General features: G+C 62.8%; 17 protein-coding genes. 4 read left to right on the top strand and 13 right to left on the bottom strand.

The window, feature by feature from the left end:
• On the top strand, positions 1–201 hold a 201-nt coding region (locus tag ACMNI9_RS09860), incomplete at its 5' end, for a hypothetical protein (protein WP_418831880.1).
• 129 nt (positions 202–330) lie between these two features.
• Here the strand turns inward: ACMNI9_RS09860 and ACMNI9_RS09855 are convergent.
• The 5 genes from ACMNI9_RS09855 to ACMNI9_RS09835 form a co-directional block, all read right to left on the bottom strand.
• On the bottom strand, positions 331–2487 hold the full coding sequence (locus tag ACMNI9_RS09855; RefSeq protein ID WP_418831879.1) for a Tex family protein: 2157 nt from the start codon (positions 2485–2487) through the stop codon (positions 331–333).
• 309 nt (positions 2488–2796) lie between these two features.
• A complete protein-coding gene (locus tag ACMNI9_RS09850) occupies positions 2797–4644 on the bottom strand; it encodes an extracellular solute-binding protein (RefSeq protein ID WP_418831878.1) in 1848 nt (615 codons plus the stop codon).
• Positions 4645–4657: 13 nt separating this feature from the next.
• Positions 4658–6790, bottom strand: coding sequence for a hybrid sensor histidine kinase/response regulator (locus tag ACMNI9_RS09845; protein WP_418831876.1), 2133 nt, complete (start codon positions 6788–6790; stop codon positions 4658–4660).
• The gene (locus ACMNI9_RS09840; protein WP_418831874.1) at positions 6787–8877 is read right to left on the bottom strand and encodes a diguanylate cyclase domain-containing protein; all 2091 of its coding nucleotides are present in this window, start codon (positions 8875–8877) and stop codon (positions 6787–6789) included. The genes ACMNI9_RS09845 and ACMNI9_RS09840 overlap by 4 nt, the downstream gene beginning before the upstream one ends.
• Positions 8874–9248 (bottom strand): Hpt domain-containing protein, encoded by a 375-nt coding sequence (locus ACMNI9_RS09835; RefSeq protein ID WP_418831872.1) that lies wholly within the window; start codon positions 9246–9248, stop codon positions 8874–8876. The genes ACMNI9_RS09840 and ACMNI9_RS09835 overlap by 4 nt, the downstream gene beginning before the upstream one ends.
• Before the next feature lie 246 nt (positions 9249–9494).
• Between ACMNI9_RS09835 and ACMNI9_RS09830 the strand changes: the two genes are divergently transcribed.
• The 3 genes from ACMNI9_RS09830 to ACMNI9_RS09820 all read left to right on the top strand — a co-directional run bounded on the left by ACMNI9_RS09830 (position 9495) and on the right by ACMNI9_RS09820 (position 16778).
• Positions 9495–11450: a fructose-1,6-bisphosphatase gene (locus ACMNI9_RS09830; protein ID WP_418831870.1), complete on the top strand. Its 1956-nt coding sequence runs from the start codon at positions 9495–9497 to the stop codon at positions 11448–11450.
• Between the two features lie 5 nt (positions 11451–11455).
• The gene (locus ACMNI9_RS09825; protein ID WP_114565987.1) at positions 11456–11797 is read left to right on the top strand and encodes an arsenate reductase family protein; all 342 of its coding nucleotides are present in this window, start codon (positions 11456–11458) and stop codon (positions 11795–11797) included.
• 196 nt (positions 11798–11993) lie between these two features.
• Entirely contained in the window at positions 11994–16778 is a 4785-nt protein-coding gene (locus ACMNI9_RS09820; protein ID WP_418831868.1) for a hypothetical protein, read from the top strand.
• Between the two features lie 97 nt (positions 16779–16875).
• Here ACMNI9_RS09820 and ACMNI9_RS09815 read toward each other — a convergent pair whose 3' ends face one another.
• The 8 genes from ACMNI9_RS09815 to ACMNI9_RS09780 all read right to left on the bottom strand — a co-directional run.
• Entirely contained in the window at positions 16876–17682 is an 807-nt protein-coding gene (locus ACMNI9_RS09815; RefSeq protein ID WP_418831866.1) for a hypothetical protein, read from the bottom strand.
• A 44-nt stretch (positions 17683–17726) separates the two neighbouring features.
• Positions 17727–18980 carry an SPFH domain-containing protein gene (locus ACMNI9_RS09810; RefSeq protein WP_418831864.1) on the bottom strand — a complete coding sequence of 418 codons (1254 nt, stop codon included), beginning with the start codon at positions 18978–18980 and terminating at the stop codon, positions 17727–17729.
• A gap of 67 nt (positions 18981–19047) precedes the next feature.
• Entirely contained in the window at positions 19048–19782 is a 735-nt protein-coding gene (locus ACMNI9_RS09805; RefSeq protein WP_418831862.1) for a DUF4428 domain-containing protein, read from the bottom strand.
• Between the two features lie 218 nt (positions 19783–20000).
• Positions 20001–20639: a response regulator gene (locus ACMNI9_RS09800; RefSeq protein ID WP_418831860.1), complete on the bottom strand. Its 639-nt coding sequence runs from the start codon at positions 20637–20639 to the stop codon at positions 20001–20003.
• Positions 20627–22075, bottom strand: coding sequence for a sensor histidine kinase (locus ACMNI9_RS09795; protein ID WP_418831858.1), 1449 nt, complete (start codon positions 22073–22075; stop codon positions 20627–20629). The genes ACMNI9_RS09800 and ACMNI9_RS09795 overlap by 13 nt, the downstream gene beginning before the upstream one ends.
• On the bottom strand, positions 22075–23643 hold the full coding sequence (locus ACMNI9_RS09790) for a histidine kinase N-terminal 7TM domain-containing protein (protein WP_418831856.1): 1569 nt from the start codon (positions 23641–23643) through the stop codon (positions 22075–22077). Before ACMNI9_RS09790 ends, ACMNI9_RS09795 begins: the two co-directional genes overlap by 1 nt.
• 242 nt (positions 23644–23885) lie before the next feature.
• Positions 23886–24197 carry a hypothetical protein gene (locus ACMNI9_RS09785; protein ID WP_418831854.1) on the bottom strand — a complete coding sequence of 104 codons (312 nt, stop codon included), beginning with the start codon at positions 24195–24197 and terminating at the stop codon, positions 23886–23888.
• Positions 24198–24340: 143 nt separating this feature from the next.
• Positions 24341–25511: sensor histidine kinase (locus ACMNI9_RS09780; RefSeq protein ID WP_418831852.1), on the bottom strand; the 1171-nt coding region annotated here is incomplete at its 5' end.

Genomic DNA, 25511 nt, shown 5'->3' with positions numbered 1-25511 from the left:
GTTGCGCCGGTTGAGCCCGGGACCTCGGGGCAGCAGCCCAAGCCGATGCCCGAACCCGTAAAGGCCCAGGCAAAGGCGCTTCCCGTTACGGGCGACTCGAGCTTGGCGGCCGTCGCTGCGTTCGCGGGCGCGGCCTTCCTGGCGGGCGTGGTGATTCTTGCCGCTGCCATTGCCGTGGGAAAGAGGCGGTCGGGAAAGTAACAGCCTGCTAAGTAGTTTCAAGAGCGGGCGATCGGGGCGGGTGCGCAGGTGCGTGCCCGCCCCGATGCCGCGTGCGCCGCGAAGGGGCGTCGCTGCCGTTGCTTCGCGCTGCGAGCGCTTGCGAGGACGCTACGCCTTTCCCTTCGCCATCGAAAGCGATATCTTGCCGCGATCTTTGTCGATGCCGGTCACCCAGACGGTTACCGTGTCGCCAACGGACACGACCTCGCTCGGGTGCTTGACGAAGCGGTCGGACAGCTTGGAAATGTGGACGAGTCCGTCTTGCTTCACGCCGATGTCGACGAACGCGCCGAAGTCCACCACGTTGCGCACGGTGCCGGTCAGCTCCATGCCGATGGACAGGTCGTCGAAGTCCCGCACGGTGCGGTCGAACACCACCGGCGGCGCGTCGTCGCGGGGGTCGCGGCCCGGTTTCTCCAGCTCGGCCACTATGTCTTTAAGCGTGGGAAGGCCGACGCCCAGCTCTTCGGAAAGACCCGCCACGTTGCCCAGACGGCTTGCGATATCGGGTACTCCGCCTTGGGCGAGCGCTTCCGGCTTCATCTGTGCGCGCTTCAAAAGCTCGCGCGCCACGGGGTAGCTTTCGGGATGGACGCTCGTGGCGTCGAGCGGGTTCGCGCCGTTCGCGATGCGCAGGAATCCCGCGCAATTCTGGAAGGCTTTCGCGCCCAGCTTCGGTACCTTCTTCAGTTCGCGGCGATCGGCGAAGGCGCCGTGCTCTTCCCGATAGGCCACGATGTTCTTCGCCACGGCGGCGTTCACGCCCGACACGTAGCCCAAAAGACTCGCGCTTGCCGTATTGAGGTCGACGCCTACCCGGTTTACGACGCGCTCCACCACGTCGCCCAGCGCGCGTCCGAGCGCCGCCTGGTCGAGGTCGTGCTGGTATTGGCCCACGCCGATGGCCTGGGGCGGAATCTTCACCAGCTCGGCTAGGGGGTCTTGCAGGCGACGCCCCAGGCTCATGGCGCCGCGCGTGGTCACGTCGAGGTCGGGGTACTCCTCGCTGGCCAACTGCGACGCAGAGTATACCGAGGCCCCGGCTTCGTTCACGATGGTGTACTGCACGGGCTGGTCCAGTCGCGCTAGAAGGTCGGCCACGGCGTCCTCGGTCTCGCGGCTGCCGGTGCCGTTGCCGATGGCCACCACGTTCACGCGGTGCTTCTTGACCAGGCTTTCGAGTGCGGCCTGCGCCTCCTTCACCTGCGAGCGCGGCGGCGTGGGGTAGACCGTCGTGTAGTCGAGCAGCTTGCCGTACTCGTCGAGCACCGCCACTTTGCAGCCGGTGCGGTAGCCGGGGTCGAGCGCAAGGACGCGCGCGCCGCGAACGGGGCGCTGCTGCAGAAGGTTCTCGGTGTTCTTGGCGAACACGCGGATGGCGTCGGTCTGCGCGCGCTCGGTAAGAAGGCTGCGCATCTCGCGATCGAGGGCGGGCGCCATCAGGCGTTTGTAGCCGTCGGCAACGGCTTCGCGCAGCACGTCGGCGAAGGGGCTTTGCGAGCGCGTGATCACGCGACGTTCCAGCTGCTCCACCGCGGCGTCTGCCTGGACGCGCACCTTCACACGCAGCTTGCCCTCTTTCTCGCCGCGGTTTACGGCGAGCACGCGGTGGTTGGGGATGCGCGAGAGCGGCTCCGAGAAATCGTAGTACGACTCGTAGACGGTTTTTTCCTGTGCGTCGGTTGCTTCGACGGCTAGCGCGCCGGTGCGCTGGGTGAAGCTGCGCAGCACGGCGATGTGCTCGGCGTCGTCGGCTATCGTCTCGGCAACGATATCGCGAGCGCCCTGCAGCGCGGCTTCGGCCGTGGGGAAGCCGGCTTCGGCGTTCACGAGCCCGGCGGCAAGGGCGAGCGGGCTCTTGTCCGAGCGTCCCTGCGCCAAGATGAGCAGGGCGAGCGGTTCCAGCCCGGCATCGCGCGCTTTCGACGCGCGGGTGGCGCGCTTTTTCCTGTACGGCTTGTACAGGTCCTCCACGCGCTGCATGATCGCGGCGTCTTCGATCTTCGCACGCAGTTCGGGCGTGAGCTTGCCCTGCTCGTCGATAGCGCGCAGCACTTCGTCCTTGCGAGCCTCGAGGGCGCGCAGATAGGAAAGGCGCTCGTCGAAGGCGCGCAGCTGGGCGTCGTCCATGCCGCCGGTGGCTTCCTTGCGGTAGCGGGCGATGAACGGAATGGTGTTGCCCTCGTCGACGAGGGCGATGACGGCTGCAACCTGCGCCGCGGAAAGCCCCAGCTCGCGTGCGAGCGTGGTATGGATGTTCGACATGGAATGCGCTCCTGTGTTCCGGCTTGAAATCGGGCTTGCCATTATACGCGAACGTCGCCGTCCGGGGCGTCCGCGTTTCCGGATGCAGGGATCGGCGCGCGCTGTCAAAACGATCGAGTTTTGCGGCGGTTTTTCGCCTTCGAGCACGTCGCTTTTGGAAGGCGTTTTGCATCACCCCAGGTCACAAAGTTGTCATGGGTCTTTATCCTGGTTTGAGGACCAGCAAAACTCGCTCGTTTTGACAGCGCGCGGCACCGCGGTGCAAGCATCAGCCGAGCGCCGCGCAACCGCCGCCCGGCTGACGTCGACCTATTCCCAGTTCAGCACGATGCGACCGTCTTTGGCGGGGGATACGGCGCCCGCCTCGGCCAGGTACTCGGTCATGAGGTCAGCGCAGGTTCCCCGGTCGGAATGCTCTTGCACGATAGAGGAAACGTAGGAATCGTCTATCGTGGTTGCCCAGGCTGCAATCGTGTAGCGGGCGTCGTCTTCGATCGGGGCGCCGTCGGCCATAGTCAGGCTCAGCACGTTGCCGTCCTTGTCGCGCCAGGGGGCGTACTCCATGCGCAGGCCCGAGCACGCGTACAGGGCGTTGATCTCGTCGCCGTCGGTTAGCGGGTGCTCCATGAGCTTCTTCAGGTTGGTGCCCGTGATCTCGTAGGTGGTCAGGGCATCGCTTTTGGATACGCTGCGCAGGTTGAAGCGATCCGCCAGATCAATGGGTCCCTGGTAGAGTTTCCCCGAGTTGCCCTTGAAGTAGGTGCCGTGCAAGAGCAGGGCTGCGTCGGCCCCCGTTGCCTCGCGCATGGCGTCGGCCATGAGCATGCTGGTTTCGAGCGAGGTGAAGTTTTCCGCGGCGTTTCCGATAACGGCGCTCTTTACGGGGTCGGTCGGCCTGTTCGGTTCGAAGGCGTCGGTGGCGGCGATGATCTCGTCCATGGTCATCGACCCGCGCATCCACTCGAAAGCAGTCTCGAAGTCCGACGTCTGCCCGAATTGATCCGCGAAGTACACCTGCCCCTTGTCGATGCAGTTCTTAACGTCCCAGAACTCGCTGCGGATGTTCTCTTGGTACGACTTGACGCCGCTGATGCCGGTGAAGCACTGGAACAGCGCGTCCTGACCCTCGTTGGTGCTCAGGTAGTCAACGATGTCCAGCAGGATTTGCCGCTTGCTCGGGTCGTCCATGGAACGCTGCGAGATGGCTAAATTGGTGCCGGACACCATTTGGACCCAACGCTCGTTCGGCATGTCGGTGGGATAGCCGATGAAGTCGATCTCGCAATCCGGGTTTTCTTCTTCGTACAGCCCGTACATGCCCAGCTCGGCGGGGATCATGGCTATCTCGCCTGCGTACAGGGCTTGACGGTTTTTCGTAAGGCTGGACGTGAAGTCGCTTTCTACCACGATGCCGCGATCGTACAGCTCCTTCAGCACGCCGTAGTACGGCTCCAGCAGCCCTTCGCACGAGGCTTCCCCTTTGACCACGGCTTCGTACTGCGCGCGCTTTTGCCCGGTGCCGAGCACTTCGCGATTCGAAAGCCCCAGCCCCACCTCCTGCACCGAGTATTTCAGGCAGGGGACGAAGGGGCGAATGCCCTCGGCGGATATGGCGTCGCACAGCTCGAACAGCTCTTCGCGCGTTGCGGGGATCTGCCAGCCGTGCTTCTCGAAGAGCGTCTTGTTGTAGAAGATGCCTTTGACGGTGTTGTTGATGGGCAGTTGCCGCAGCGCCCCCTCGGCGCCCAGCGTTTCAAGGGACGACAGGTTGTAGCGGCTGGTGAAGCTTTCGGAGGAAAGGTCGTACGCGTACTCGCTGTTGCCCATGCGCATGGCGCTGAACACAAGGTCGGGCAAGTCCTCGTGCTTGCCCTGTTCCTCCACGTAGGACCTGATCGTATTCGTGCCGGCGGCGTTGACCGTGACAATCTGAACGTCCGGGAATTTCTCTTCCAAAGCCGCCTTGAGCGGGCCGTCGCTGAAGACGGTGTAGCGGCCGATGGTGACGACCGTCTTGCCCGGCTCCACCGGCTGGTAGGAGACGATCTCGTTCTGGGCGCCGACGCTCTGCTCGGGCGCGGGCGGCTGGCTGCAAGCTGCAAGTCCTAGAAGCAGGGCTGCGGTCGTCAGGGTTGCGACTGCCTTTCGAATGCGCATGCTGGTGCTCTCCTTACCGGTTCAGGTACGTGCGAAACACGTTTTCGATGTCTTCGAGGTTCAGGGGCTTCGCCAAATGATCCTGCATCCCATGGCGAAGCGAGTTCTGCACGTCCTCCTCGAACGCGCCCGCCGAAAGAGCCACGATGGGAATGGTTGCGGCGTCGGGGTGCTTGCTTGCGCGGATGGCGGAGGCAGCCTCGAGGCCGGTCATGACGGGCATCTGGATGTCCATGAGCACGAGCGCGTAGCGTCCCGGCGCCGAGGACGTCACCGCTTCGACGGCTTCGGCTCCGTTGCGAACGGTGTCGACTTCCACGCTGAAGTCCGAGAGCAGATCGACGATGATCTCTCGGTTCATTTCGTTGTCCTCGGCCAGAAGCACGCGCTTGCCCCGGCAGAGGGCGCGCAGGTTTTCTTGGGATTGCGCGCTCGCGGGTCTTGAAACAACGGTCGCGGCCCTTTCCAAGGGGATGTCCATGATGAACGTCGATCCTTTCCCCGGCGTACTGCTTGCCTCGACAGTGCCGCCCATAAGCTCCACCAAGCTGTGCACGATGGCAAGCCCCAGGCCGCTGCCTACTTGGGCCGAGGTAAGGGACGACCGCTCCTGCTCGAAGGGCTCGAACAAGCGCTTCATGAACGCTTCGCTCATGCCGGCGCCGCTGTCGCGCACGATGAACCGCACGCGCGAGGTCGGACCGTCCTGAGAGACCTCCTCGCAGGACAGGGCGACGTCTCCGTGTTCCGGAGTGAATTTGACGGCGTTCGATACCAGGTTCACCAGGCACTGCTTGATTCTGGTCGCATCGCCTACGAAGCTTGTGTGCGAAAGCGCGCGCGGCGCCTCGCGCAGCGTCACGCCTTTCTCCTCGGCGGGCCCGCTTTGCAGCGCGATGACCGAGTCCAGCACATCGGAAAGCAGGAAAGGCTCGTGGGCCAGGGTCATCTTTCCGCCGTCAAGGCGATTCATGTCCAACATGTCGTTGATGATGTCGATGAGGTATTCGCCCGACTTCTTGGAGCGCTCAAGATGTCCGGCCGCGGTTGCCGGGTCGTCAAGGGAGCGCAGGGCAAGCTCGTTGGAGCCCACGATGGCGTTGAGCGGCGTGCGAATATCGTGGGACATCTTGGTAAGGAAGTCGCTCTTGAGGCTGGCTCGCGCGCTTTCGATCTTCGCCATCTGGCTTTTGCTCACCAGGTGGTAGAGCCACAGCAGCGAAAGCGCCGCGATCGACGCCACGATGAGCACCACCAAGGCGATGACGCTTTTCATGCTGGCGAACGTGGCCTGCGCGGTTATCGATACGGGGATGGCCATCACGATGTTGCGGCCTTCGTTGTCGGGAAACGTCTGCAGAAGCCACGTGTCGTCTTGCAGCTTCACGAGCACCTGCTCTTCTTCGCAGTTCAGGAGCGCTTTCTGCAGTTTCTCCACCAGGGCGGGGTCCACGCCGTCGTTGGTTAGGATGCGCAGGAAATTGTGGCTTTTGAAGTGTTCGTTAGCCTGCGACTCGGAAGGGCGCAAAAGGATGACGCCGTTCGTGTCGACCACGTACGAGGCGCCCTGTCCGTTGAACACGGGCAGGATGGCAACGTCTGCGTACTGCTGGGAGTCGACCACCTTCAGAAGGCCCGCGATCTCGACTCCGTCGATGGAAACGTTCTCGACCGGTGCTGCGAACACCCAGAAATCGCCCTTGCTCTGGACCGTGCAGAATTCGGAGCGCACTTCCGTCCAGGTGCCGATGTCCTCGGACAGCATGGAGCTTGACACGACGATGGCGCTTCCGTCCAAGGCAAGGCATCGTCCGTCCTCCGACAGCAGGTGAAACTCGTCCGAGTGGTCCAGCAGCTCGTCTACCTGAGCCATCGAAGTCGCACCGGAGTACGACAGGAACCGTGCGGCCGTGGCGGTTTCTTCTTCATGACGCTCTTTCAGCAGGTTGAGCTTCTTCGATATCAGGCTGCTGATCTGCTGCACGGATTCGACGCGCTCCCGATGGATGGAGTTGCTGAGGTCCGTGTAGGCGCGCGCGAAAGCAAAGGTTGCGCAGAGCAGCAAAGCCAAAAGGGCAGCGGATGCCGCTTTGAGCCAAGCCGGTGCCTGAGCGGATGCGGTTCGCGGTTTTCGCGTTCGTCTCATCGGGCTCGATCCTGTCCGGCCGCCGCCTCCTCGGTGCCCGAACCGGGTATTTCCGAAAGCACGGACAGCATTGCGGACATGGACTCGTCGTAAAAGCGGTAGCGGTTGCGGCCCTGCTGCTTCGCTGCGTACAATGCCTGGTCGGCGCAATGGAACAAGTCTTCGAACCGCGTGCCGTTCTGCGGCGCGCGAGCGGCTCCCATGCTGACGGTCATGGGATGGCCTCGGTACGGGTTCCCAAGCGAGCTGAAGATTCGATCGACGGCCGCCACAGGGTCGGAGGCCTCGACGAACACCAGGAACTCGTCGCCGCCGATGCGGGCGGTGATGCCCGCATCGCGCACGGCGCTCAGCACGCGCCGCGCCGTCTCCTGCAAAAGGTCGTCGCCGAACAGATGCCCGTAGCGGTCGTTCGCGCTTTTGAAGAAGTCCAGGTCGAACAGCATGAGCACGAAGTTTTTCCGCGAAGCCGCTTCGTCGAGCGCGTTCTGCACGGCGCTTTTGGCGGCCTTGCGGTGGAGCAGGCCGGTGAGCGCGTCGGTGCTTGCTTGCCAGATGAGCCGATCCAGGTTCATCCGCTCTTCGTGGACGTCCACGCATTTTCCGATGAATCCCGTTAATACCTCGGCATCGTTTCCCAGCCAAAGGGGACGGGCCAGCAGCTTGTGCCACCGCTGGCCGCTGTCTGTGTGCAGCAGGTAATGGGCGCTCACGTTGGGGCTTTCCGGCGAAGCCGAGACGATCAGGTTGCGCAACTGCTCCAGGTTTTCTTGCGCGACGACCTGGAGCAGCTTGCTGTTTTCAAGCGGGTTCTCGATGATGCTGGGAAGGCCAAGCTGCGACGCGCCCCATTCGGAAAGCGTCAGGACGTCGGTGTGCGCGGCGTATTCGAACTGGATTTCGCGGGACAGGTCGGCGAAGAACTGGTACTTGATGCGCTCCTGCTCGAGCAGCGCCAGCGTGCGGCTGGATACGTTGGCGGTTTGCACCATGGCGCGCGTGATGTCGAGCATCTCCTCTTTGGAGACGTTCCCCAGCGACTTGAGCTTCAGCTCTCGTTTCAGCTGCGGGCCGATGTCGGCCAGGCATTGCAGCAGCAACGGGTTGAACGCGCCGCATTCGCCGTTGAAGATCATGCGCATGGTTTCGTCGTGCGAGATGGCGTCTTTGTAGACGCGCTTGTGCGTCAAGGCGTCGTACACGTCGGCGAGCGCCACCACCTGCGCCTCGATGGGGATCTCGTCGCCCGCGAGGCCGTCGGGATAGCCCTTGCCGTCGTAGCGCTCGTGGTGCCAGCGGCAGATGTCGCGCGCCACCCGGACCAGTTCTTCGTCCGGGTAGTAGCGCGTGCTTTCCAATATGTTCGCCCCGGCAACGCCGTGGGTCTTCATCACGGCCCATTCTTCCTCCGTCAGCTTTCCGGGCTTGTTGAGGATCTTCTCGTCGACGGAGATCTTGCCGATGTCGTGCAGCGCCGAAGCGTTGGCGATGAGCGGGATCTTGGGCTGTATGCGCGCGTGCTGATCCGAAATGCGGCAGAGCTGCTCGAGCAGCATTTTCGTGATGGAGCGGATGTTGAGCACGTGCATGCCGCTTTCGCCGTTTCGGAATTCCACGATATGGCTGAGAAGGTCGACCATGATCAGGTTGCCCTTCTCTTTTTCGAGCATCTGCTCGGTGACCATGTTCTCGAGCATCTTTTGCTTGGAGTACAGCAAAACGGTGTTGTCCACGCGCCGTTGGACCGCCTTGGGGTCGAAGGGCCGGCTGATGTACTCGGTTGCGCCCAGGTCGTAGGCGCTGTCGATGTAGGTGGATGCGCTTTCCGCGGAGATGATGATGACCGGGACGTGCTCGAGCCACCTTCTTTTGCCCATGACGGCCAGCGCTTCGAAGCCGTCCATTTCCGGCATCACGATGTCAAGCAGCACGAGGGATATTTCGTGCTCGTGCTCTTGGAACAGCGCGATGGCCTCGCGGCCGTTGCGCGCTTCGAGTATTTCGTATTCGTCGCAGAGGATGTCGGCCAGCATGGAGCGGTTCAGCTCGGAGTCGTCCACGATAAGGATCAGGCTGCGCTCTTTCATGGCCGTTCCGTTTCCGGCTGGGCAAGCAGATCGCCGATGCGGGCCATCGTCTCCCGGTACGCCCGCGCCGTCTCTTCGGCCAAGGGCGCAACGGTGCCGTCGATCGTTTTCGGGCGCAGGGCCTCGGTGAGCCTTGACGAGCAGTCGGTCAGGCGGGTAAGCCCCAGGTTGAGCGCCGATCCCTTGATGGTGTGGGCAGCGCGAAAGGCCGTATCGGCGTCGTTTTCCGAAAGCGCGCGCTGAAGAACGTCCATGGAATCGTCGCGTTGCAGTATGCCCAGATACTTCCGTATGCGGTCATCGTTGCCGATCCTTCGGATGGCCTCGGCGTAATCCGCGCCCAATAGCGCGTAAAAGCGTTGCACCGTCATCGCGCTCGTCTGCTCTCGTGTCGATTGATTACGTAAAAGCAAAGATTACTTTACCGTAAAACGATCGGCGCAACGGGCACAATTTGGACGGAATCGCCGTGGAGGGAAAACACGCGCCGCCGCGCTGCGGGGAGGCGCAGCCCCGTCGAGTTATCGCGCCGCTTGCCCGCTGGCCAGCCCGTTGCGGCGAATTGCTGATACTATAGAGCGGTTAACGTGTTGCCGTACCTCTCAAGGAGATCAGCTATGGATGTGACGGAAAAGCGCTACCTGGAACTTCTCTCCCGATCGTTTCCCACAGCCGCCAAGGCTTCGGCCGAGATCATCAACCTCAGCGCCATCCTGAACCTTCCGAAGGGCACTGAGTTCTTCGCGTCCGACATCCACGGCGAGTACGAGGCGTTCTCGCATATCCTGCGCAACGGATCAGGCTCCATCCGTCTCAAGATCGACGACGTGTTCGGCGATGAGCTGAGCAAGGAGGAGAAGCGCTCCCTTGCGACGCTCATCTACTACCCGCGCGAGAAGATGGAGCTGGTCTTGTCCCAGGTGGACGACCCCGAAGCGTGGTACGACGTCATGGTGCCGCGGCTGGTGGCCGTGTGCAAGCGCGCCGCGCGCAAGTACACGCGCTCGAGGGTGCGCAAGGCGCTGCCGAAGGACTTCGCCTACATCATCGAAGAGCTGATGACCGAGAACCGCCACGGGGTGGACAAGCAGGCGTACTATGCCGCCATCATCGACGCCGTCATCCGCACGGATCGCGGCGGTGCGCTCATCGAGGCGCTGTGCCAGCTTATCCAACGGCTTGCCATCGACCATCTGCACATCGTCGGCGACATCTACGATCGCGGTCCGTATCCCCATATCATCATGGACGCCCTTATGGAGTACCATTCGCTCGACATTCAGTGGGGCAACCACGACATCGTGTGGATGGGCGCGGCGTTGGGGCAGCGCGGCTGCATCGCGCATGTGGTGCGCAACTGCGCGCGCTACGGCAACCTGTCGATCCTCGAGGACGCTTACGGCATCAACATCCTGCCCCTTGCATCGTTCGCGCTCGACGCGTATCGCGACGATCCGTGCGTTGCGTTCGGGCTCAAGGGAAACCCCGACCTTTCTCCTCAAGAGCTGGAAATGAACGTCAAAATCCAAAAAGCGATGGCCGTCATCCAGTTCAAGGTGGAAGGGAAGCTGATCGACGAGAACCCGGATTTCGGCCTGGAGGATCGCAAGCTGCTTGACAAGATCGACTACGAACGCGGCACCGTGATGCTCGGCGGCGTGGAGTACGAGCTGACCGACACCGTGTTTCCCACGGTGGACCCAGCCGATCCCTACCGCCTGACTCCCGAGGAAGAGGACGTCGTGCAGCGCCTTGAGCAGGCGTTCACCGGGTGCGAGAAGCTGCAACGCCACATGCGCTTCTTCCTTGAGGCGGGCAGCTTGTACAAGGTGCACAACGGCAGCCTGCTGTTCCATGCCTGCGTCCCCCTGAACGCCGACGGGTCGTTGAAGGAAGTGGACGTGTTCGGGTGCACGTACAAGGGCCGGGCGTTGTACGACGCCATGGAGCGCTGGGTGCGCGCGGGCTTCTTCGATCCCGATCCGGACATGCGCAAGCGCGGGCGCGACCTCATGTGGTACCTGTGGCTGGGCGAGGGGTCGCCGTTGTTCGCGAAGAGCAAGATGGCCACGTTCGAGCTGTACCTGATCGCGGACAAGGCCGCGCGCAAGGAGGTCAAGAACGCGTTCTACTCGTACCTGGACGACGAGGCCGTGCTGGCGGGCATCTTCGAGGATTTCGGGCTGGACCCCGACGCCTCGCGCATCGTGTGCGGGCACGTGCCGGTCAAGGTGAAGGACGGCGAGGATCCGGTGAAGTGCAACGGGCGCGTGCTGACCATCGACGGCGGCTTCTCGAAGGCGTACCAGCCCACCACCGGCATCGCGGGCTACACGTTGATCTCGAATTCCTACGGCTTCGTGCTGGCTGCGCACGAGCCTCTTGAGTCGATGCGCGCTGCCGTGATGAACGAGCTGGACATTCATTCGTCGCGCCGCGTGGTCGAGCGCGTGGAGAAGCGCACCTTGGTGGCGGACACCGATACCGGTGCGGTGCTGAAGCAGCAGATCGCCGACTTGGAGCTGCTGTTGGCGGCGTATCGTTGCGGCGAGATCGCCGAGAGCGGGAAGTAGGAAGCATGAACATCCAGGTATTCGGCACGAAAAAGAGCTTCGATACGAAGAAGGCCCAGCGCTATTTCAAGGAACGCCGCGTGAAGTTCCAGTTCATCGACTTGAAGGAAAAGGGCATGAGCAAAGGGGAGCTGGAGTCGGTCTGCCGCGCCGTGGGCGGGATCGACAAGCTGGTGGACCCGAAGGCGAAGGATGCGGACCTGGTGGCGCTGCTGGCGTATTTGAGCCCCGACCAGAAGTTCGACAAGGTTTTGGAGAACCAGCACGTTGTGGCGGAGCCGGTGGTGCGCAATGGGAAGCAGGCCACGGTGGGCTATGCTCCGGACGTGTGGGGAAGCTGGGAATAGGCGCGACGCTGCCGCCTGCCCGGGCTGCCGGGCGCGCCGACGCTCGATTCGGATCGCAAGCGCCTGAGGGGTTCGCGGCGAGGGGTGCTTTCGGCGCGCATCGTGTTGCTCTTTTGTTGCATGCTCTTTCGTAGAATAAAACATTCAATTACGAAAGACGTGGCCGATCAGGCTGTTTCCAACGAAAGGCAAGTCCATGAAACGATGCGTCTCGATAGCGCTTGCGCTCCTGCTGGCCTTCACGACGATTCCCGCGCTGGCGCTCGAGCCGTCGGGCGACCCCGCTGCACCGACGGTTTCCGATGCGATTGCGCCCGATTCTTCCGAAGACGTCGACGAGGCTGCGCCTGGAAGCGAGGCTTCGCAAGACGATGCGGGCATGCCTCTTGAGGGCGACGGGTCGGGGGAGCCGGACGCAGCGGAACCGACGACTGACCCGGCCGATGAAGAGTCGGCCGATCAGCGGGCTTCCCTTGGGGAGGGCGATCTTGCCGATGCAGCCGTCGTGGAGGTTGAGCTGGGGGACTTCGTCGTGCGCGCAATGAAGTGGTATCCGACCGAACCGCTTGAAGAGGCGAACGCGCGTCTGGAGAAGACGCTCAAGTTCGTGGCGGACGACGAAGGATCGCCGGAAGGGTCGGGCACTCTGGTGATCGACGCGACGCTCTACTACGGTGAAGCAGGCGAGCGTCAGAGCTCGCCGACCTATGAAGTGAGCATGAAGGACGGCGTGCCCGAAACCAGGGATTCGATCGAAGTGCATGGGATTCGAAATCCCGGTCCTTGGGATGAGACGAGCGTCGAGCTGTCCGATGTGAAAATCAACACGGAGTCGCGTGGCGACGGCGAGAAGGACCGTTCCGTTCCCGCTTTCGCCGTAGCTGCCGATTCAGGCGCGCTCTCCCTTTCGTTGAGCGGCGAGAACTCGTTGACGAGCACGTTTCAGTGTGCGGGCATTCAAAAGGACAGCAGCCTGTCGGCTAAGCTTTTCATCTGGACGAGGGACGGGGCGGTCGTGCGCGCGACGGGCGGCTTTTGGGCTGCTGGCATCGGCGGCGGGTCCTCGCCGGAATCGGTTGTGGGAGGCATGGAATTCGACGGTTTCGGCACCGTCGAAGTTCGTAACAGGGCGGGCGCGATGGGTGCTGCCATTGGATCGGGGTGCGCTACGGGCGGCGATTCGAGCGCGTCCGATATCGTGATCAAGGGCGGAACGGTGAAGGCGTTCGGAGGCTCCGGCGCGGGCATCGGGGCGGGCTCCGCCGCCGGGGACAGCACCGCTTCCGATATATGCATCGTGGGCGGCACGGTGGTTGCGGAAGGCCATTCGGGTGCCGGTATCGGTGCCGGTTACGCTGGCGAGGGCGATAGCGTAGCCGCGCGTATCGAGGTGTCGGGCGGGTCGGTGACCGCTTCGGGCGGATTTGCTTCGGCAGGCATAGGGTCGGGATGGGCGAAAGGGCTTTCGTCGGCTACGAACGTCTCGGTCTCGGGCGGTACCGTGAAGGCGAGCGGCGAAGTCGGCGCTCCCGGCATCGGGTCCGGTTATTCCCATACGGGCAACAGCGTTGCTGCGGGCTTGCGCTTTTCGGGGGACGCCGTCGTGGAGGCGCAGGGCGGGAACTCCTATCGCGAACAGGTGGCGGGCGATCAGGATTCCGTGATCGGCGCGGGCGCGGGCATCGGCAGCGGTTGGGCCGAGAAGGGCGACAGCATCTGCAACGGCGTGCACGTGGAGGGCGGTCGAGTGACGGCGCTTGCTGGCACGGACAGCGAATCCATAGGCGGCGCTCCCGGCATCGGCAGCGGCCCTGCGCCTCAGGGAACGAGCATCGTGAACCGGAATCCGAGCAACGGGGACGTGTTGGTCGTTTCCGGCGGGTCGGTGAAGGCGATGGGCGGCACGACCGCGCTCGCGGGCAAGGGCCCGCAAGCGCTTCCGGCTATCGGGGCCGGTTCCGCTGGCACCCGCGAGGTTCGCAACGCTTCCATCGCTCCGGCCGAGGGACTGTGCGCGAATGCGCGGAAGGGCGCGACCGAGCAGACAGCGCAGCAGTTCCTGACCGTGAGCACCGAGCCGTTCGTCATCGACGATAAGACGCTTTCCGATGCGTATCTTGGCGTGAACGTCGTTCCGGAGCCGAAGCTTACCGTGCAGGGCGGTGCGTACGGCACCGATACGGACGGCACGATCGTGTTGACCGCATCCGCAGAGTACGTCGTTACGTCGAGCGACGGGGCGTCTCGCAACGGCATCCGCGTTGCGGCGGGCGTTTCGCCGACCATCCTGTTCAAGAGCGTGACCATCGACGTGTCCGACCAGGCCGGTCGTGCGGCCTTCCTGGTTCCTGCCGACGCGGGCACGGTCAAGCTCATGCTGGAGGGCGAGAATTCGCTGAAGAGCGGATCGGGCTGCGCGGGCGTTCAGAAGGAGAGCGTTTTCGCCGGGCGCGCTGCCGATGTCGAGCACGCTGCGCTTTCGCAGTCTCAGCTGATCGTCGGGAGCGCTGCGGGCCAAGGACGAACGGAAGGCACGCTTGTTGCCGTGGGCGGCAGGGGCGGTGCCGGTATCGGATCGGGGGAGGCCGAAAGCGGAAACAGCGTTACCTCGAACATTCTGATCGAGGGCGCCACGATCACGGCGACGGGCGGCGGCGGTGCTCCCGGCATCGGCTCCGGCAGGGCGCTCGCGGGCATGAGCGCGGCCGTTTTGGTGAAGATTTCCGGCGGCACGGTAGTGGCGGAGGGGGTTGGCAAGAACGCCGCCCATGCAGCTGGCATCGGGTCGGGTCATGCCCGCAATACGGTGGCCAAGGGCATCGAAATCTCGGGCGGAACCGTGACGGCTACCGGAGGGCGCAACGGCACGGCTGCGGGCATCGGCAGCGGTCATGGTTCCGAAACCAGCCTTGCGGACGGCATCGTGGTGTCCGGCGGCGAGGTCAATGCGTTTGCGAGCAACGGCGCTGCGGGCATCGGCAGCGGGTCGAGCGGAAACGGGGAAACCTGCGCAACGAACATCGCCGTTTCCGGCGGCAAGGTTTTGGCGACGGGCCGCGATTCCGCGTACAACGTGGTGGGCATCGGCAGCGGCATAGGGGCCACGTGCTCCGAAGCGACGAACATCGTCATTTCCGGCGGCACGGTGGAAGCCGTCGGCATGGGCGGAGGTTCGGGAATCGGCAGCGGCTACGTGGGACAGGGCGGTGTCACGCGTTCGGGCGGTTTGAAGGTCACGGGCGGCGTCGTCAAGGCTCAGGGGGCGCAAGGCGGTTTGGCAAGCGAAGAGTGCTCTTATACGGTTCCTGCGTTCGGGCCGTCCGCGGTGGCCGACACGGGCGACAACCCGGCTCGCGCGGAGTTCTCGACGGTGCAGGTCGATGCGCGCGATCGAGCCTGGTACACGAGCATCTGGGTGGGTTCGAGCGAAGCCGACATGGAGGTGTTCGGCCTGGACAAGCAAGCGTACCCGTTCGAGTTCGATGCTTCGGAGTGCATGTTCGCGAAGATTGCGGTGACGCCGGGCGTTGCCGAGCGCTTGTCTATTACGACGCTCGACGGGCAGCCGGTCGATGCGAGCGAGTTCAGCTACGATCTGGAGTCGTGGCCGCACACGCTCGAAATCAAGGGCTCGGGACAGTACCGCGTTTCCATGGCGCCGGGGATCGACGTGAGCCCCCACGCGATCCGCATCGGATCGGGCGCATCTCCTGTTCTCCTGCTTGACAACGTGGCTATCGAATCATCCTCGAGCGAGCGGGAGTTCGCGGCTTTGAAATGCGATCGGAAGGCGGGCGACGTCACGCTGCTGCTCAAAGGTCGAAACTACCTTGCCGGAAAAGACGGCTTTGTTACCCACGGCGTGCTTGCGCCGAACAAGGGATCGCTTACCATCAAAGGCTACGAGCAAGGTGCCTCGCTTGAGGCGGTCGGTTGCAAGGGAGGCGCTGGCGTCGGCATATCCTCGAAGCATGCGGAGGGCGGCGATTATCCGATCGTCATCGAAGGCGTCGACGTGACGGCAAAAGGCGGGGAGTTCGGTGCAGGCATTGGCGGTTCGGTCGCCCTGGCTGATCATAGCTTGGTTTCGGATATCGTTATCCGCGACAGCAAGGTTGTGGCGGTGGGAGGCAATGCTGCTCCCGGCATTGGCAGCGCTTACTCGAATCTCGCAAGCATTGCATCGAACATCGTCATCGAGCGCAGTACCGTAACGGCTATGGGCGGAGCCGGCTCTCCCGGCATCGGCAGCGGTTATTCCCATACGGGCGATTCCGTCGTGTCGGGCGTTTCCATCACGGATTCGACGGTGACGGCGACAGGGGGCTCGTCAACGGAAGGCGGATGGGGCACCGCTGAAGACGCCGTTATCGGCGCTGGCGCGGGCATCGGGTCGGGTTGGTCGGAAATGGGCGCGTCCGTAGCTCGCGATATCGTGATATCGGGCAGTACCGTTGAAGCTCGCGGCGGCAAAGACGGAGAAGGCCTGGGCGCGGGGCCGGGCATCGGCAGCGGCGTAGCGTTTTCCGGTGCCAGCCTTGTCTCGGGCGTGCGAATCGAAAGCGGCACGGTGGTCGCTTCGGGAGGAACGACCGCGCGCGTGGGGGCCGGGCCTCTGACGCTTCCCGGTATCGGTGCCGGAACGGGTGCGACCCGTTCGGCCGAGCGTCTTTCCGTAGATCCGAACGAAGGACTGTGGGCAAACGCTTGGAAAGGCTCAAGCGCCGACGATGCAAGGCTGTTCATCGAGAACAGGACCGAGGGTTTCGACTTGGAGGGCGTGGAGGACGCGTACGTGAAGGTTGCTTTGAGCGCGGTGGAAACGATGGGCGGCGGGAGCGCTTCCGGATCCAAGCCTTTGCCGGAGCGCCTTGCGCCGACGGGCGATGCAAACGCGCTTCCGGTGACGTTTGCCGTGCTGGCGCTGTCGGGCATCGCATTGTGCGCATGCTTTGCCGTTCGCAGGCGTTCGCGCAGATAGATCGATGGTTGCGCAGGCCGGGACGAGACTTTGGCCTCCAGTGTCCCATCCCGGCCGCGTTTCCCTGCCTTGCTTGCTTTCCGAACGGCGTATGCGGCTACAGGTTCATGCTGTAGGTTGCAAGGGTGTCCCAGGAGTCGTTGTCCATGACCTTGATGGTTCCTTCGACGTTGACCAGGGTCTCGATGCCGCCGCCAAGTTTCTCGTCATCGAAGTACATGAAGGCTTCGACGTATTTGCCCGGTTGCACGGCTTCGCCCAAGCTTGGGTCGATCATCTTGTTGTTGACGGAGAACGTGCCCCAGTCGGCTGACACGTAGATGGCCTTGTCCGTTTTGTTGGTGATTTTCAGGTTGAATCCGGGATCCTTCGCCCAATCGACGTCTTTCCCGGTGACGACGATGGTGCAGATTGCGTCATCGGCGATGGTTTCGTTAAGCGCGACGGACTCGGTGGCGCCCTTGTCGGCATCGCTGCCGTCGGCGGTGGGCTTGCTGGGGGCTTCGGCCGCTGCTTCGCCCTTCTCGAACGTCATCGTGGCGCCTGCCGACGACATGGTCAGCTTGCCGTTCGCAAGCGTCATGTCGCCCGTTTCCCCTTGCAGCGTAAGGGATGCCTTGTCGGCGCCCTTGGCCTGCCAGGTTCCTTCCACGCTTTCTCCGAAGATGGAAAGCGCAGCCTTCTCGTTTTCGCTCAGCGTGAGCGTCACACTCATGCCCATGCTTTCCATGAGGGCTAGGTCTTGCTCGCTTATCGCTTCTCCGTCGCCTGAGCTGGAAACCAGCTTCCACGTGCCGACGAAGTTCTTTCCTGCGTCGTGGCCGCCGCCTCCGCCGCCGCAGCCCGCCAGGGCTAGGCAAAGCGCGAAGGCGCATGCGAGGGCAAGCAGTGTCGTTCTTTTCATGATGGTCCATCCCTTCCTGTCGGTTTCTTTCGCGCATCCTGCCGTTATGCGCGGGCGGAGCCGCAGCTTTGGCAGAAATTGCCCGTGTTGGGTGATCCGCACGCGCATGTCCACGCGGCGTTTTCCGGACGCTTCGATCCGCAGTTCTGGCAGAAGTTGCCCATGTTGCTCGCGCCGCAGGAGCACGACCAGCCCGGCTTCGCCGCTTGGGGCGCCGCGGCGGCGTCGACCGTCGGGATGCGGGGCGCTTCCTGGCCCGCAACGTCGCGCGGGGAAGATGCCGCGGCGGGCTGCTGGGCTATCTGGAACAGGTTTCCCGCGTTCATCCCTCCCGCGGCGCCGGCCATGCCCATGCCCATGAAGCCCATCAGGGCTCCGTTTTCGTTCGACGCTGCAGCGCGCATAGCATCGCTTTGAGCTGCGACTATATTGGCTGCCGCCATAGCGGGGTCGCGCATGACCGCTGCTTTTTGCAGCTCTTTGATCATGGCTTCGTCTTCGGGGGAGGCTGCTATCGAGTTGACGCCGAACGATGCCACGCTGATGCCGCGCAGTTCGGACCAATCCTGCGAAAGCTCTTCGTTGAGGATGTCGGCAAGTTCTGCGGCGTGGCCGGGTATTGCGCTGTAGCGAACGCCCATGCTGGAAATGCGCGCGAAAGCCGGCTGCAAAGCGGTTAAAAGCTCGCTTTTCAGTTGGGAGTCTATACGGTCGCGCGTGTAGGGATCTTCCACGTTGCCGCATACGTTTTTGTAGAACAGCAGCGGATCGGTTAGCCGGTAGGAGTATTCGCCGTTGCATCGCAGCGCTATGTCCACGTCAAGGCCGATATTGTTATCTACCACGCGAAACGGGACGGGTGAAGCGGTCCCGTACTTGTTTCCGACGATTTCTTTGGTGTTGAAGTAGTACACGCGTTGGTCTTTCGGCGCGTCTGCGCCAAAGGCGAAGCGCTTCCCGACGGCGGCGAAGGAGCGCTTGATGCTCTCGCCAAGGTCGCCGTGGAATATGCTCGGCTCGGAAGACGTTTCGTAAAGGAACTCGCCCGGCTCGGCGCACACCTCCACCACGGCGCCTGATTCGACGATCATCATGCACTGGCCTTCGTTCACGGCGATGATGGATCCGTCGGAGACGATGTTCTCGCTTCCCGAGGTGTTCGAGCTGCGGCTTGAGGTTCGCCTGCGCCCCTTCGCTGCAAGCGTTCCCGCATCGAGCGCATCGCAGTAGAAGAAATCGCGCCATTGATCGGCCAGCACGCCTCCGAGCGCGCCTGCGCCTGCTTTCAGAAGTCCCATGCGCTTGTCCTTTCCTTCGGCCTTGGCAAGATCGTCGCGTCTTGCCGTGCGGCGATCGGTCCGTGGTCTACGCGTTCATCGCCCCGCCGCAGTACTCGCAGCGTCCGCTTGCGTCGGGGACGGTGGTGGCGCCGCAGCAGGGGCAGGTTCGCGCCATCTTCGGCGCCTTGGCGGCAGCGGCGCTTTCGCGGGCGTCCTCGCGAACCTGGGCAAGCGCTTTGCGAATTTCCGTTGCCTGCCGCTCGGCCTCGTTGAACTCGACCGATCCCTGTCGCTCTATGCGGTAGTCGTTCACCTTGAACGTGATCTCGTCGAAGTACGGCGTGTTGACGTGCAGCGTGAGGTACATGTCGTACGCTATGTCGTAGCGCGGCGGGTCGTAGCTTTCGCGCTCGCCGCCCTCGGTGCGCCGGTAGATCTCGGTACGTGTTTCCCTGATTTCGGTATCGCAGCCAGTGACCTGGGAGAACTCAAGTACGTCGGGGTTGGCGTCGCGCCAACGACTCGAGGACGTTACCAGGAACCGCTGAGCGTCCTCGTCGAGCAGAACCTTCGTCGATCCGCCGAGCGTGCGCGTGACGTTGAACGCCGCCACGCTTTCCTTGTTGGCTTCGCGGCTTGCAAGCTGTTCGCGCACTTGCTCGACCGTGCTGAAGCGCCGTTCGCTGAAAAACGGCGACAGGTTTCCGGCGCACTCCTTGCAAAGGTTGCCGTCTTCGAGCTTGCGGTTGCCTAGAAGGCTTATGTCGCTATTGCAGATGCTGCAGGATTTCTTCTCGAATATCTTGCCGAACAGACCCATGGAGCGCTCCTTTCGCGTTCGCGCCCGCCCAAGCGGCGCACGTGCTGGCTCATGGGATCATGATGGCTTGTAGGAGTTGGCGAAAGAACTGCCCTATGGCTCAGAATCGCAAGGAAAACGAGCCGTGCGGCTCGAATTTCGCTCGATCGACGCCCGGCGATGCCGGCGCGGCGCCGGGCGCGTTCGCGCGCGTTCGGCGGCCTGCCGTTTCTATCGAATCAATTAGAATCGGTGCGATCGTCGGCGCGTATGGTGGGAACCACGGCGCCGCTTGCCACGGCGTGTATGGCGAGCCGCAGGATGTTGTCGTATCCCGTTTTCGCAAGAATTTCGGATATGTGGCGCTTGGGGGTCCCTTCGCTCAGGTAGAGCGCCGAGGCGATTTCCTTGCGCGTTTTCGTTTTGCATACCAAGCGAAGGATTTCCATTTCGATATCGGTAAGGGCGCTTGCTCCGGAGAACATGCCGGGCGCGTGGCGGGGGAAGGTCGAGTAGCCGTCCATGGTCGACCGTATGATTCCCATGAGGTCGTCGGTCCCGATGTTCTTGTAGACGAACCCGTCCGCTTCGGCTTCCTTGGACTGATCGATGAAGGTGACTTCGGGCATGCCCGTCATGACGATCACCTTGATTTCGGGGCGCTCCTGCTTGATCTTGCGCGTTGCCGCGATCCCGCTGGAATCGTTTTCCGTGCACACGTCCATGAGGACAAGGTCGGCTTTCAAGCGAATGGCCGCATCGGGAGCGAGCGCCGCGTCGGCAAGCTTGCCCACCACGTTCATGTCGGCCTGCGAATCGATGGCGTGCGCCAGCGATTCCCGCAGTATCGTTTGGTCTTCGACGATTACGATTCGCATCGGAGTCCACCTTTCTTTCTCGGTACGCTCACGCGCAGCGTGAACGGCGGCCCAACATGAAAGCGGAACGTGCCGCCAAGCGCCTGCGCCGCGCGGCGCATCCCCGACAGCCCCGTTCCTTCGCGCACCGGCTTCTCCAGGGAAACGCCGTCGCTTTCCACGACCAGCTCGACGTGCTCACGGGTTTCGCGCACGGTCGCCGAAACCGTTGACGCCTGGGCGTGCCTTGCCGCGTTGGTGGTCGCCTCGCGTACGACGCTTACGAACAGGCGCGCCGCCTCAGGGTCTTCGGGAAGCTTGCCTTCCACGTGAAGGTCGATGCCCACAAGCGAGAACGCGTCGGCCACGGCGGCAAGATCGGCTGCGGGGTTGGACGCGACGCGCGACGAAAGGCTGTCCAGGATCGTGCTGAGGAGTTCTCGGACGTCCTCGAGCGCGTCGGGCGAAACATGCCCGTCTTCAAGGTAGCGGTGCAGGATGGACAGGCGTTGGCCCACGATGTCGTGCACGTGCGACTTCATGCGCAAAAGCGTTTCGTTCTCCACCGTTTCCTGCAGGTTGTCCAAAGAGCGCTCCAACTCGGCCCCGGCTTTCTCGAGCAGGCGGTTGCTTCGCTCGATGTTGAGGTTCAGATGCTCGTCCTCCGTGACGTCAAGCGCTACGATCAGCTGATAGGGGCGCGTGCGAAGCGTCACCTCGTTCAGAGCGAACAGCCTGATCTCGTTTTCGGAAAGGGCTATGCGCACCCCTTCGGGCAAAAGGGCGTTCGGCGCATCGCCTGCAGAGGCCCGCGCGCGCAGCGTTTTCCATAGGTCGCGGGTATCGGCAAGGTCGGCCGGAAGGCCCAGGCTTCGAAGCGATGCGCGCATCGAGTCGTTCATGAACGCTATAGCGCCTGTTTCATCAGCGTAGAGCACGCCTTCAGGCAGGATGTCCAGCGCTTCCACCATTGCGAAACGCGATACCGACGTGCGCGCTTGGCGGGTGTCGAGCACGAGCGCGCTTGAAATCCGGTAGAGGAAGAACGCCGCGTCGAGCACAAGGGCGATCCACCAAAGGTCTCCAAGGAAGCGAAGCGCAAACGGCGTGCAGGCCAGCAAGACGGCAAGCTCGAGGGCCATGCGCGGTCGGCGCAGCGAAGCGCCCAGCGCAAAGGCTGCGACGTTTCCCCAAAGAAGCGGTTCCAGGGGCAATCGGGCAACCGCCATTCCAATGAACCAGGTTCCGTCGGTTGCCCATGGCTCGAAGGCCATGCACGTCGAAAGGCACAGATGGACGACCAGCGCCGCTTCGTAGGCAAGCGCGCGCACTGGCGTTGCGGCTTCGCGACGCGCGGCGAACAGGCACGCGTGCGCTGCCTGCCCCACGGTCAGCAGAAAGAACAGCGCCATCAGAAAGATGGCGACCGCGTGGTCCAGGGAAGATGCGGGGCCCATCAAGCCTCCTTCCTGGATGCGAGAACCGTGAGACGCATCTGGTCGTCCGAAACGTCCAGGCGAAACGCCGCGTCGCGCACGTCGAGGGCGGCTTGCAGCGCGTCCACGTGCGCTTGGAACGCCTTGCTTCGCTCCGAGCTTTGCAAGACCGCGCTCAATTCGACGTGCCGTGCGCCGTGATCATGCAGGTAGACGGCTAGCAGGGGATCCTCGCATGAAAGCGCTATCAGGCCAAGGCCGTGCAGGCAGTCGTGCAGAACGTCCATGGCGGCGGCGGAAAGGGTTGCCTCGGTGTCGACGGTAACGATGCAGTCGACGCCGATCGCCCTCAGATCGGCTGAGGTTTCGCTCGCCGCAAGCTGGAACCTTCGCATGTTGAAATGATCGGCGCTCTTTTCAGCGAAGAGCAAGCTCGCTTTGCGCTTGCAGTAGGCTACGAGGAGCTTCACCCTTGTCAGCTTGGCGTGTCGTGCGTGAGCGCTGGGCGGGTCGCTTCCTTCGGGAAGGTCCGACAGAAGGAGCTTGATCTCGTCGGTTGTCGCGATCAGCGATTGCTCTACCTGGGCGAAGAGTTCTTGCTCTGCTTTCTGTCGGTAGAGGCGGCTTTGGATGGCGCGGCTTCGCTCGAGCATGAGGTTTCGACGGCGAAGGACGTTTTGCTGATGCTCGAGGCGCCTGCGCCGTTCGACGGTGGCGGTGACGTCCTTCGAAAAGCTCACGGTGCCGCCCGTGATTCGATAGCTTTCCGATACGGTGAACGTTGGGCGCTCGTCTTCGGCGGACGAGCGGGCGTCGCGCGCGACGGGCGGCGGAAGGTCCGCGCGGTCGGTCTTGAATTCCTCTCGGCACCCGAGCGAGCGTATTCTCAGGTCGAAGGGGAGCTTGCGAAACGCTTCGCCGTACCAGACGTACGAGGGAAGCAGGCCGAAATCAAGGCAGAGCTCCAATCCCACCAAGACGATGATGGAAAAGCTGAACGCCAGGTTGGTCGTTTGCATCCCGGCGGCGCGCAGGGCGTACAGCAGCGCGTAGCAGAAGCCGGAACAGGCGATGACCAGGACGGGTGAGAAAGCGCTGCGAAGCTGGTTGCGCGCCGCAACGAACAGCACCCCGAAGTACATCGTGAAAAGCGAGACGATCCACGCGAATACCGCCCAATACCCTGCGACGTAGGAGTACGCGCCGTTCCATGAGCCGCTGCCGGGTTCGACGTCGAATGCGAAAACCAGGTGGTGCAGGTTGTTGGTAAGGACCAACCCGAGCAGCAGGCAGTCCACAACGATGACTGCGCGCTTGATTGCGCGCGCAGTTGGCGCGCGGTCGATTGCGGCCATGCGCAAAGCGCTGAAAAGGCACAAGGTTGGGACGAATATCATGGGGACGTAGTACAGGTACCAGTACGCGATGGTCAGGGACTCGTTTGCGGTCCTGTATTTCACGAGCACTTCTCCCAGCCAGCATATAAGTAGAATCGCGATGATCACGAGGTAGCGTTTTGTGGCGGCATCCGAGCACCGCAGGCAAACCGAGAACGTCCAGACAACCAGCAGGGGAGCAAGAAGGATCATCGCGCCTGCTGCGTCGGCCGGTCCAAGGTTTGCTCTCGGCTGCGAGGGCTCGGGCGCGGGCGCGTTCGAGAAGAGCTGCAGCGAAACGACCGCGGCCGCGAGAACGACCGCGCCGATGAGGGCGCACGCACGCACGCGCCTGTCGAAGCGGCTGCTTTCCGTTGCTTGTTTCCCCGTGGATGCGATGGTCCCCTCACCTCCCCGTATCCTGATAGCAGAATAATGGCTGATGCCCTTGCGGGTTACAAGGCTTTCGGGTGCATTGTTGGAGTGTTGTCGACTTGAGGGCTCGAAGCGTTTGGCTTTCGACTCCCGCTTTTCTTCGGGAGCGTTGCGTGGCGCACCGGGGACGTGGTTCGCAAGGGCGACTGCGCCTGCAGGGACTCTTTCTCTTTCGCGTTCACTTTGCGACGACGGTCGGCTGCCCGTTCCACCCAGGCGTCGCGCGCCTTCTCGCTTTTGAATTCGTGCAGTACCGGCGACGTTTTCACGAACTTTTGCCCCATGCCCATTTCGTGACTGTCTTGGACCGCGTAATATGCCTTGGCCTTCATGACGCTGCTCCGATGCTCGTTGGAGAAGATGGGGCAGGGTGGAAGCGCCCTGCGGCCCGCACCTTCTGGTCGCATTGCTTGTTTGAAAGTTAGTTTATACTAACTTTGAGGAGATGCAAGAGCGTCCCATGCGCGCGGGGACGCTATGCGGGCTGCTGCTCCAGGGGAATGGCGATGCGGGCGACGAACGCGCCGCCGACGGTTTCGTACAGGGACATGCCCCCGTGCTTTCCCACGATGGCGTCCACGCTTTTGATGCCGAAGCCGTGTCCTTGCTCGGACGTCGTCGGTCTGTCGTTTTCCATGGTCACGGCCTTGCAGCAGGGGTTTTCGACAAGGACCAGCAACGTGCGGTCGTCGGCGTTCGTAATTGCCAGGCGAACCTCGCGGTTTCGATCGTCGTGCACGTTCGCGCAAGCGGTCACGGCGTTTTCCAGCAGGTTCGACAGCAGGGCGCACCACTCTGTGTCGTTTAGCGGCACGTGCCGGGAAAGGCTCGCCGTTACCTGCATCGACACGCCGAAGTGATGTGCCTTTGCGGAAAACGAGGACAGTATCAGGTTCGTCGTCTCGTCGTTGCAGAACCGCTGCGGAGTGATGTCGTCAAGGTCGGCTTCGATTTCCGCCAGGTACTCCTTGAGCTTTTCGGCGTTGCCTTCAGCAACCAAGTTGCTGACAAGCGCAAGGTGGTGGCGCATGTCGTGTCGGTAGGCTGCCGTTTGCGCGGTTGTCTCGCGCAAACGGCTGAGCTCGAGCTTGGCCTGGTCGAGCTGCGCTGCGGCGGCTTGCTGTTCCTGAAGCAGCACCTGCTTTTCGCGCGTGTTTTTGAATACGCGAAAGACCAGGTAGTACGACAGCACCGTAAGCACAAGGGGTACCAGGCGCGCGTTCAGCCCGGCAGGCAGGTCCGTGATGGAGAAGCTGCCCCGCGTTGAGAACGCGTACAGTTCGTACGTCAACGGAATCAGGGAGAAGCGAGCGAAATCGCTGGGTTCTCCGTGCTTGAGCGCGTAGGCGAGCAGGTTGCGGAATCCCTTTGCGGCCACAAGAAGCATCAGCGAGCATGTTGCGGCAAAGATGGCCAACTCGGTCCAGGGCCCGGTTTCCCCGAATAAGCGCGCGACCGAATCCACGATAACGGGGACGGCGCAGGATACGAATGCGGTGAGGAATGCGAACACCACTTTCCAGCCGCGATACGGGGAGACGATCGAGAACGCGATAAGAATCGGGACGTGCATGATCAGGGCGTAGGCGCGCGCGTAGGCGGTGCGCCCGAACAGCAGGAACACGGCGACGTTGACGATGATCGTG

Origin of the sequence: Paraeggerthella sp. (assembly GCF_048427265.1) — a bacterium.
GTDB lineage: Bacteria > Actinomycetota > Coriobacteriia > Coriobacteriales > Eggerthellaceae > Paraeggerthella > Paraeggerthella hominis.
Note: the sequence above shows the minus strand (reverse complement) of the source record. Positions and strands in the feature narration are given on the sequence as shown.

Excerpts from the sequence above, each read along its gene's own strand:
- ACMNI9_RS09855 (WP_418831879.1), bottom strand. The coding sequence starts at position 2,487 with ATGTCGAACATCCATACCACGCTCGCACGCGAGCTGGGGCTTTCCGCG.
- ACMNI9_RS09850 (WP_418831878.1), bottom strand. The coding sequence starts at position 4,644 with ATGCGCATTCGAAAGGCAGTCGCAACCCTGACGACCGCAGCCCTGCTT.
- ACMNI9_RS09845 (WP_418831876.1), bottom strand. The coding sequence starts at position 6,790 with ATGAGACGAACGCGAAAACCGCGAACCGCATCCGCTCAGGCACCGGCT.
- ACMNI9_RS09840 (WP_418831874.1), bottom strand. The coding sequence starts at position 8,877 with ATGAAAGAGCGCAGCCTGATCCTTATCGTGGACGACTCCGAGCTGAAC.
- ACMNI9_RS09835 (WP_418831872.1), bottom strand. The coding sequence starts at position 9,248 with ATGACGGTGCAACGCTTTTACGCGCTATTGGGCGCGGATTACGCCGAG.
- ACMNI9_RS09830 (WP_418831870.1), top strand. The coding sequence starts at position 9,495 with ATGGATGTGACGGAAAAGCGCTACCTGGAACTTCTCTCCCGATCGTTT.
- ACMNI9_RS09825 (WP_114565987.1), top strand. The coding sequence starts at position 11,456 with ATGAACATCCAGGTATTCGGCACGAAAAAGAGCTTCGATACGAAGAAG.
- ACMNI9_RS09820 (WP_418831868.1), top strand. The coding sequence starts at position 11,994 with ATGAAACGATGCGTCTCGATAGCGCTTGCGCTCCTGCTGGCCTTCACG.
- ACMNI9_RS09815 (WP_418831866.1), bottom strand. The coding sequence starts at position 17,682 with ATGAAAAGAACGACACTGCTTGCCCTCGCATGCGCCTTCGCGCTTTGC.
- ACMNI9_RS09810 (WP_418831864.1), bottom strand. The coding sequence starts at position 18,980 with ATGGGACTTCTGAAAGCAGGCGCAGGCGCGCTCGGAGGCGTGCTGGCC.
- ACMNI9_RS09805 (WP_418831862.1), bottom strand. The coding sequence starts at position 19,782 with ATGGGTCTGTTCGGCAAGATATTCGAGAAGAAATCCTGCAGCATCTGC.
- ACMNI9_RS09800 (WP_418831860.1), bottom strand. The coding sequence starts at position 20,639 with ATGCGAATCGTAATCGTCGAAGACCAAACGATACTGCGGGAATCGCTG.
- ACMNI9_RS09795 (WP_418831858.1), bottom strand. The coding sequence starts at position 22,075 with ATGGGCCCCGCATCTTCCCTGGACCACGCGGTCGCCATCTTTCTGATG.
- ACMNI9_RS09790 (WP_418831856.1), bottom strand. The coding sequence starts at position 23,643 with ATGATCCTTCTTGCTCCCCTGCTGGTTGTCTGGACGTTCTCGGTTTGC.
- ACMNI9_RS09785 (WP_418831854.1), bottom strand. The coding sequence starts at position 24,197 with ATGAAGGCCAAGGCATATTACGCGGTCCAAGACAGTCACGAAATGGGC.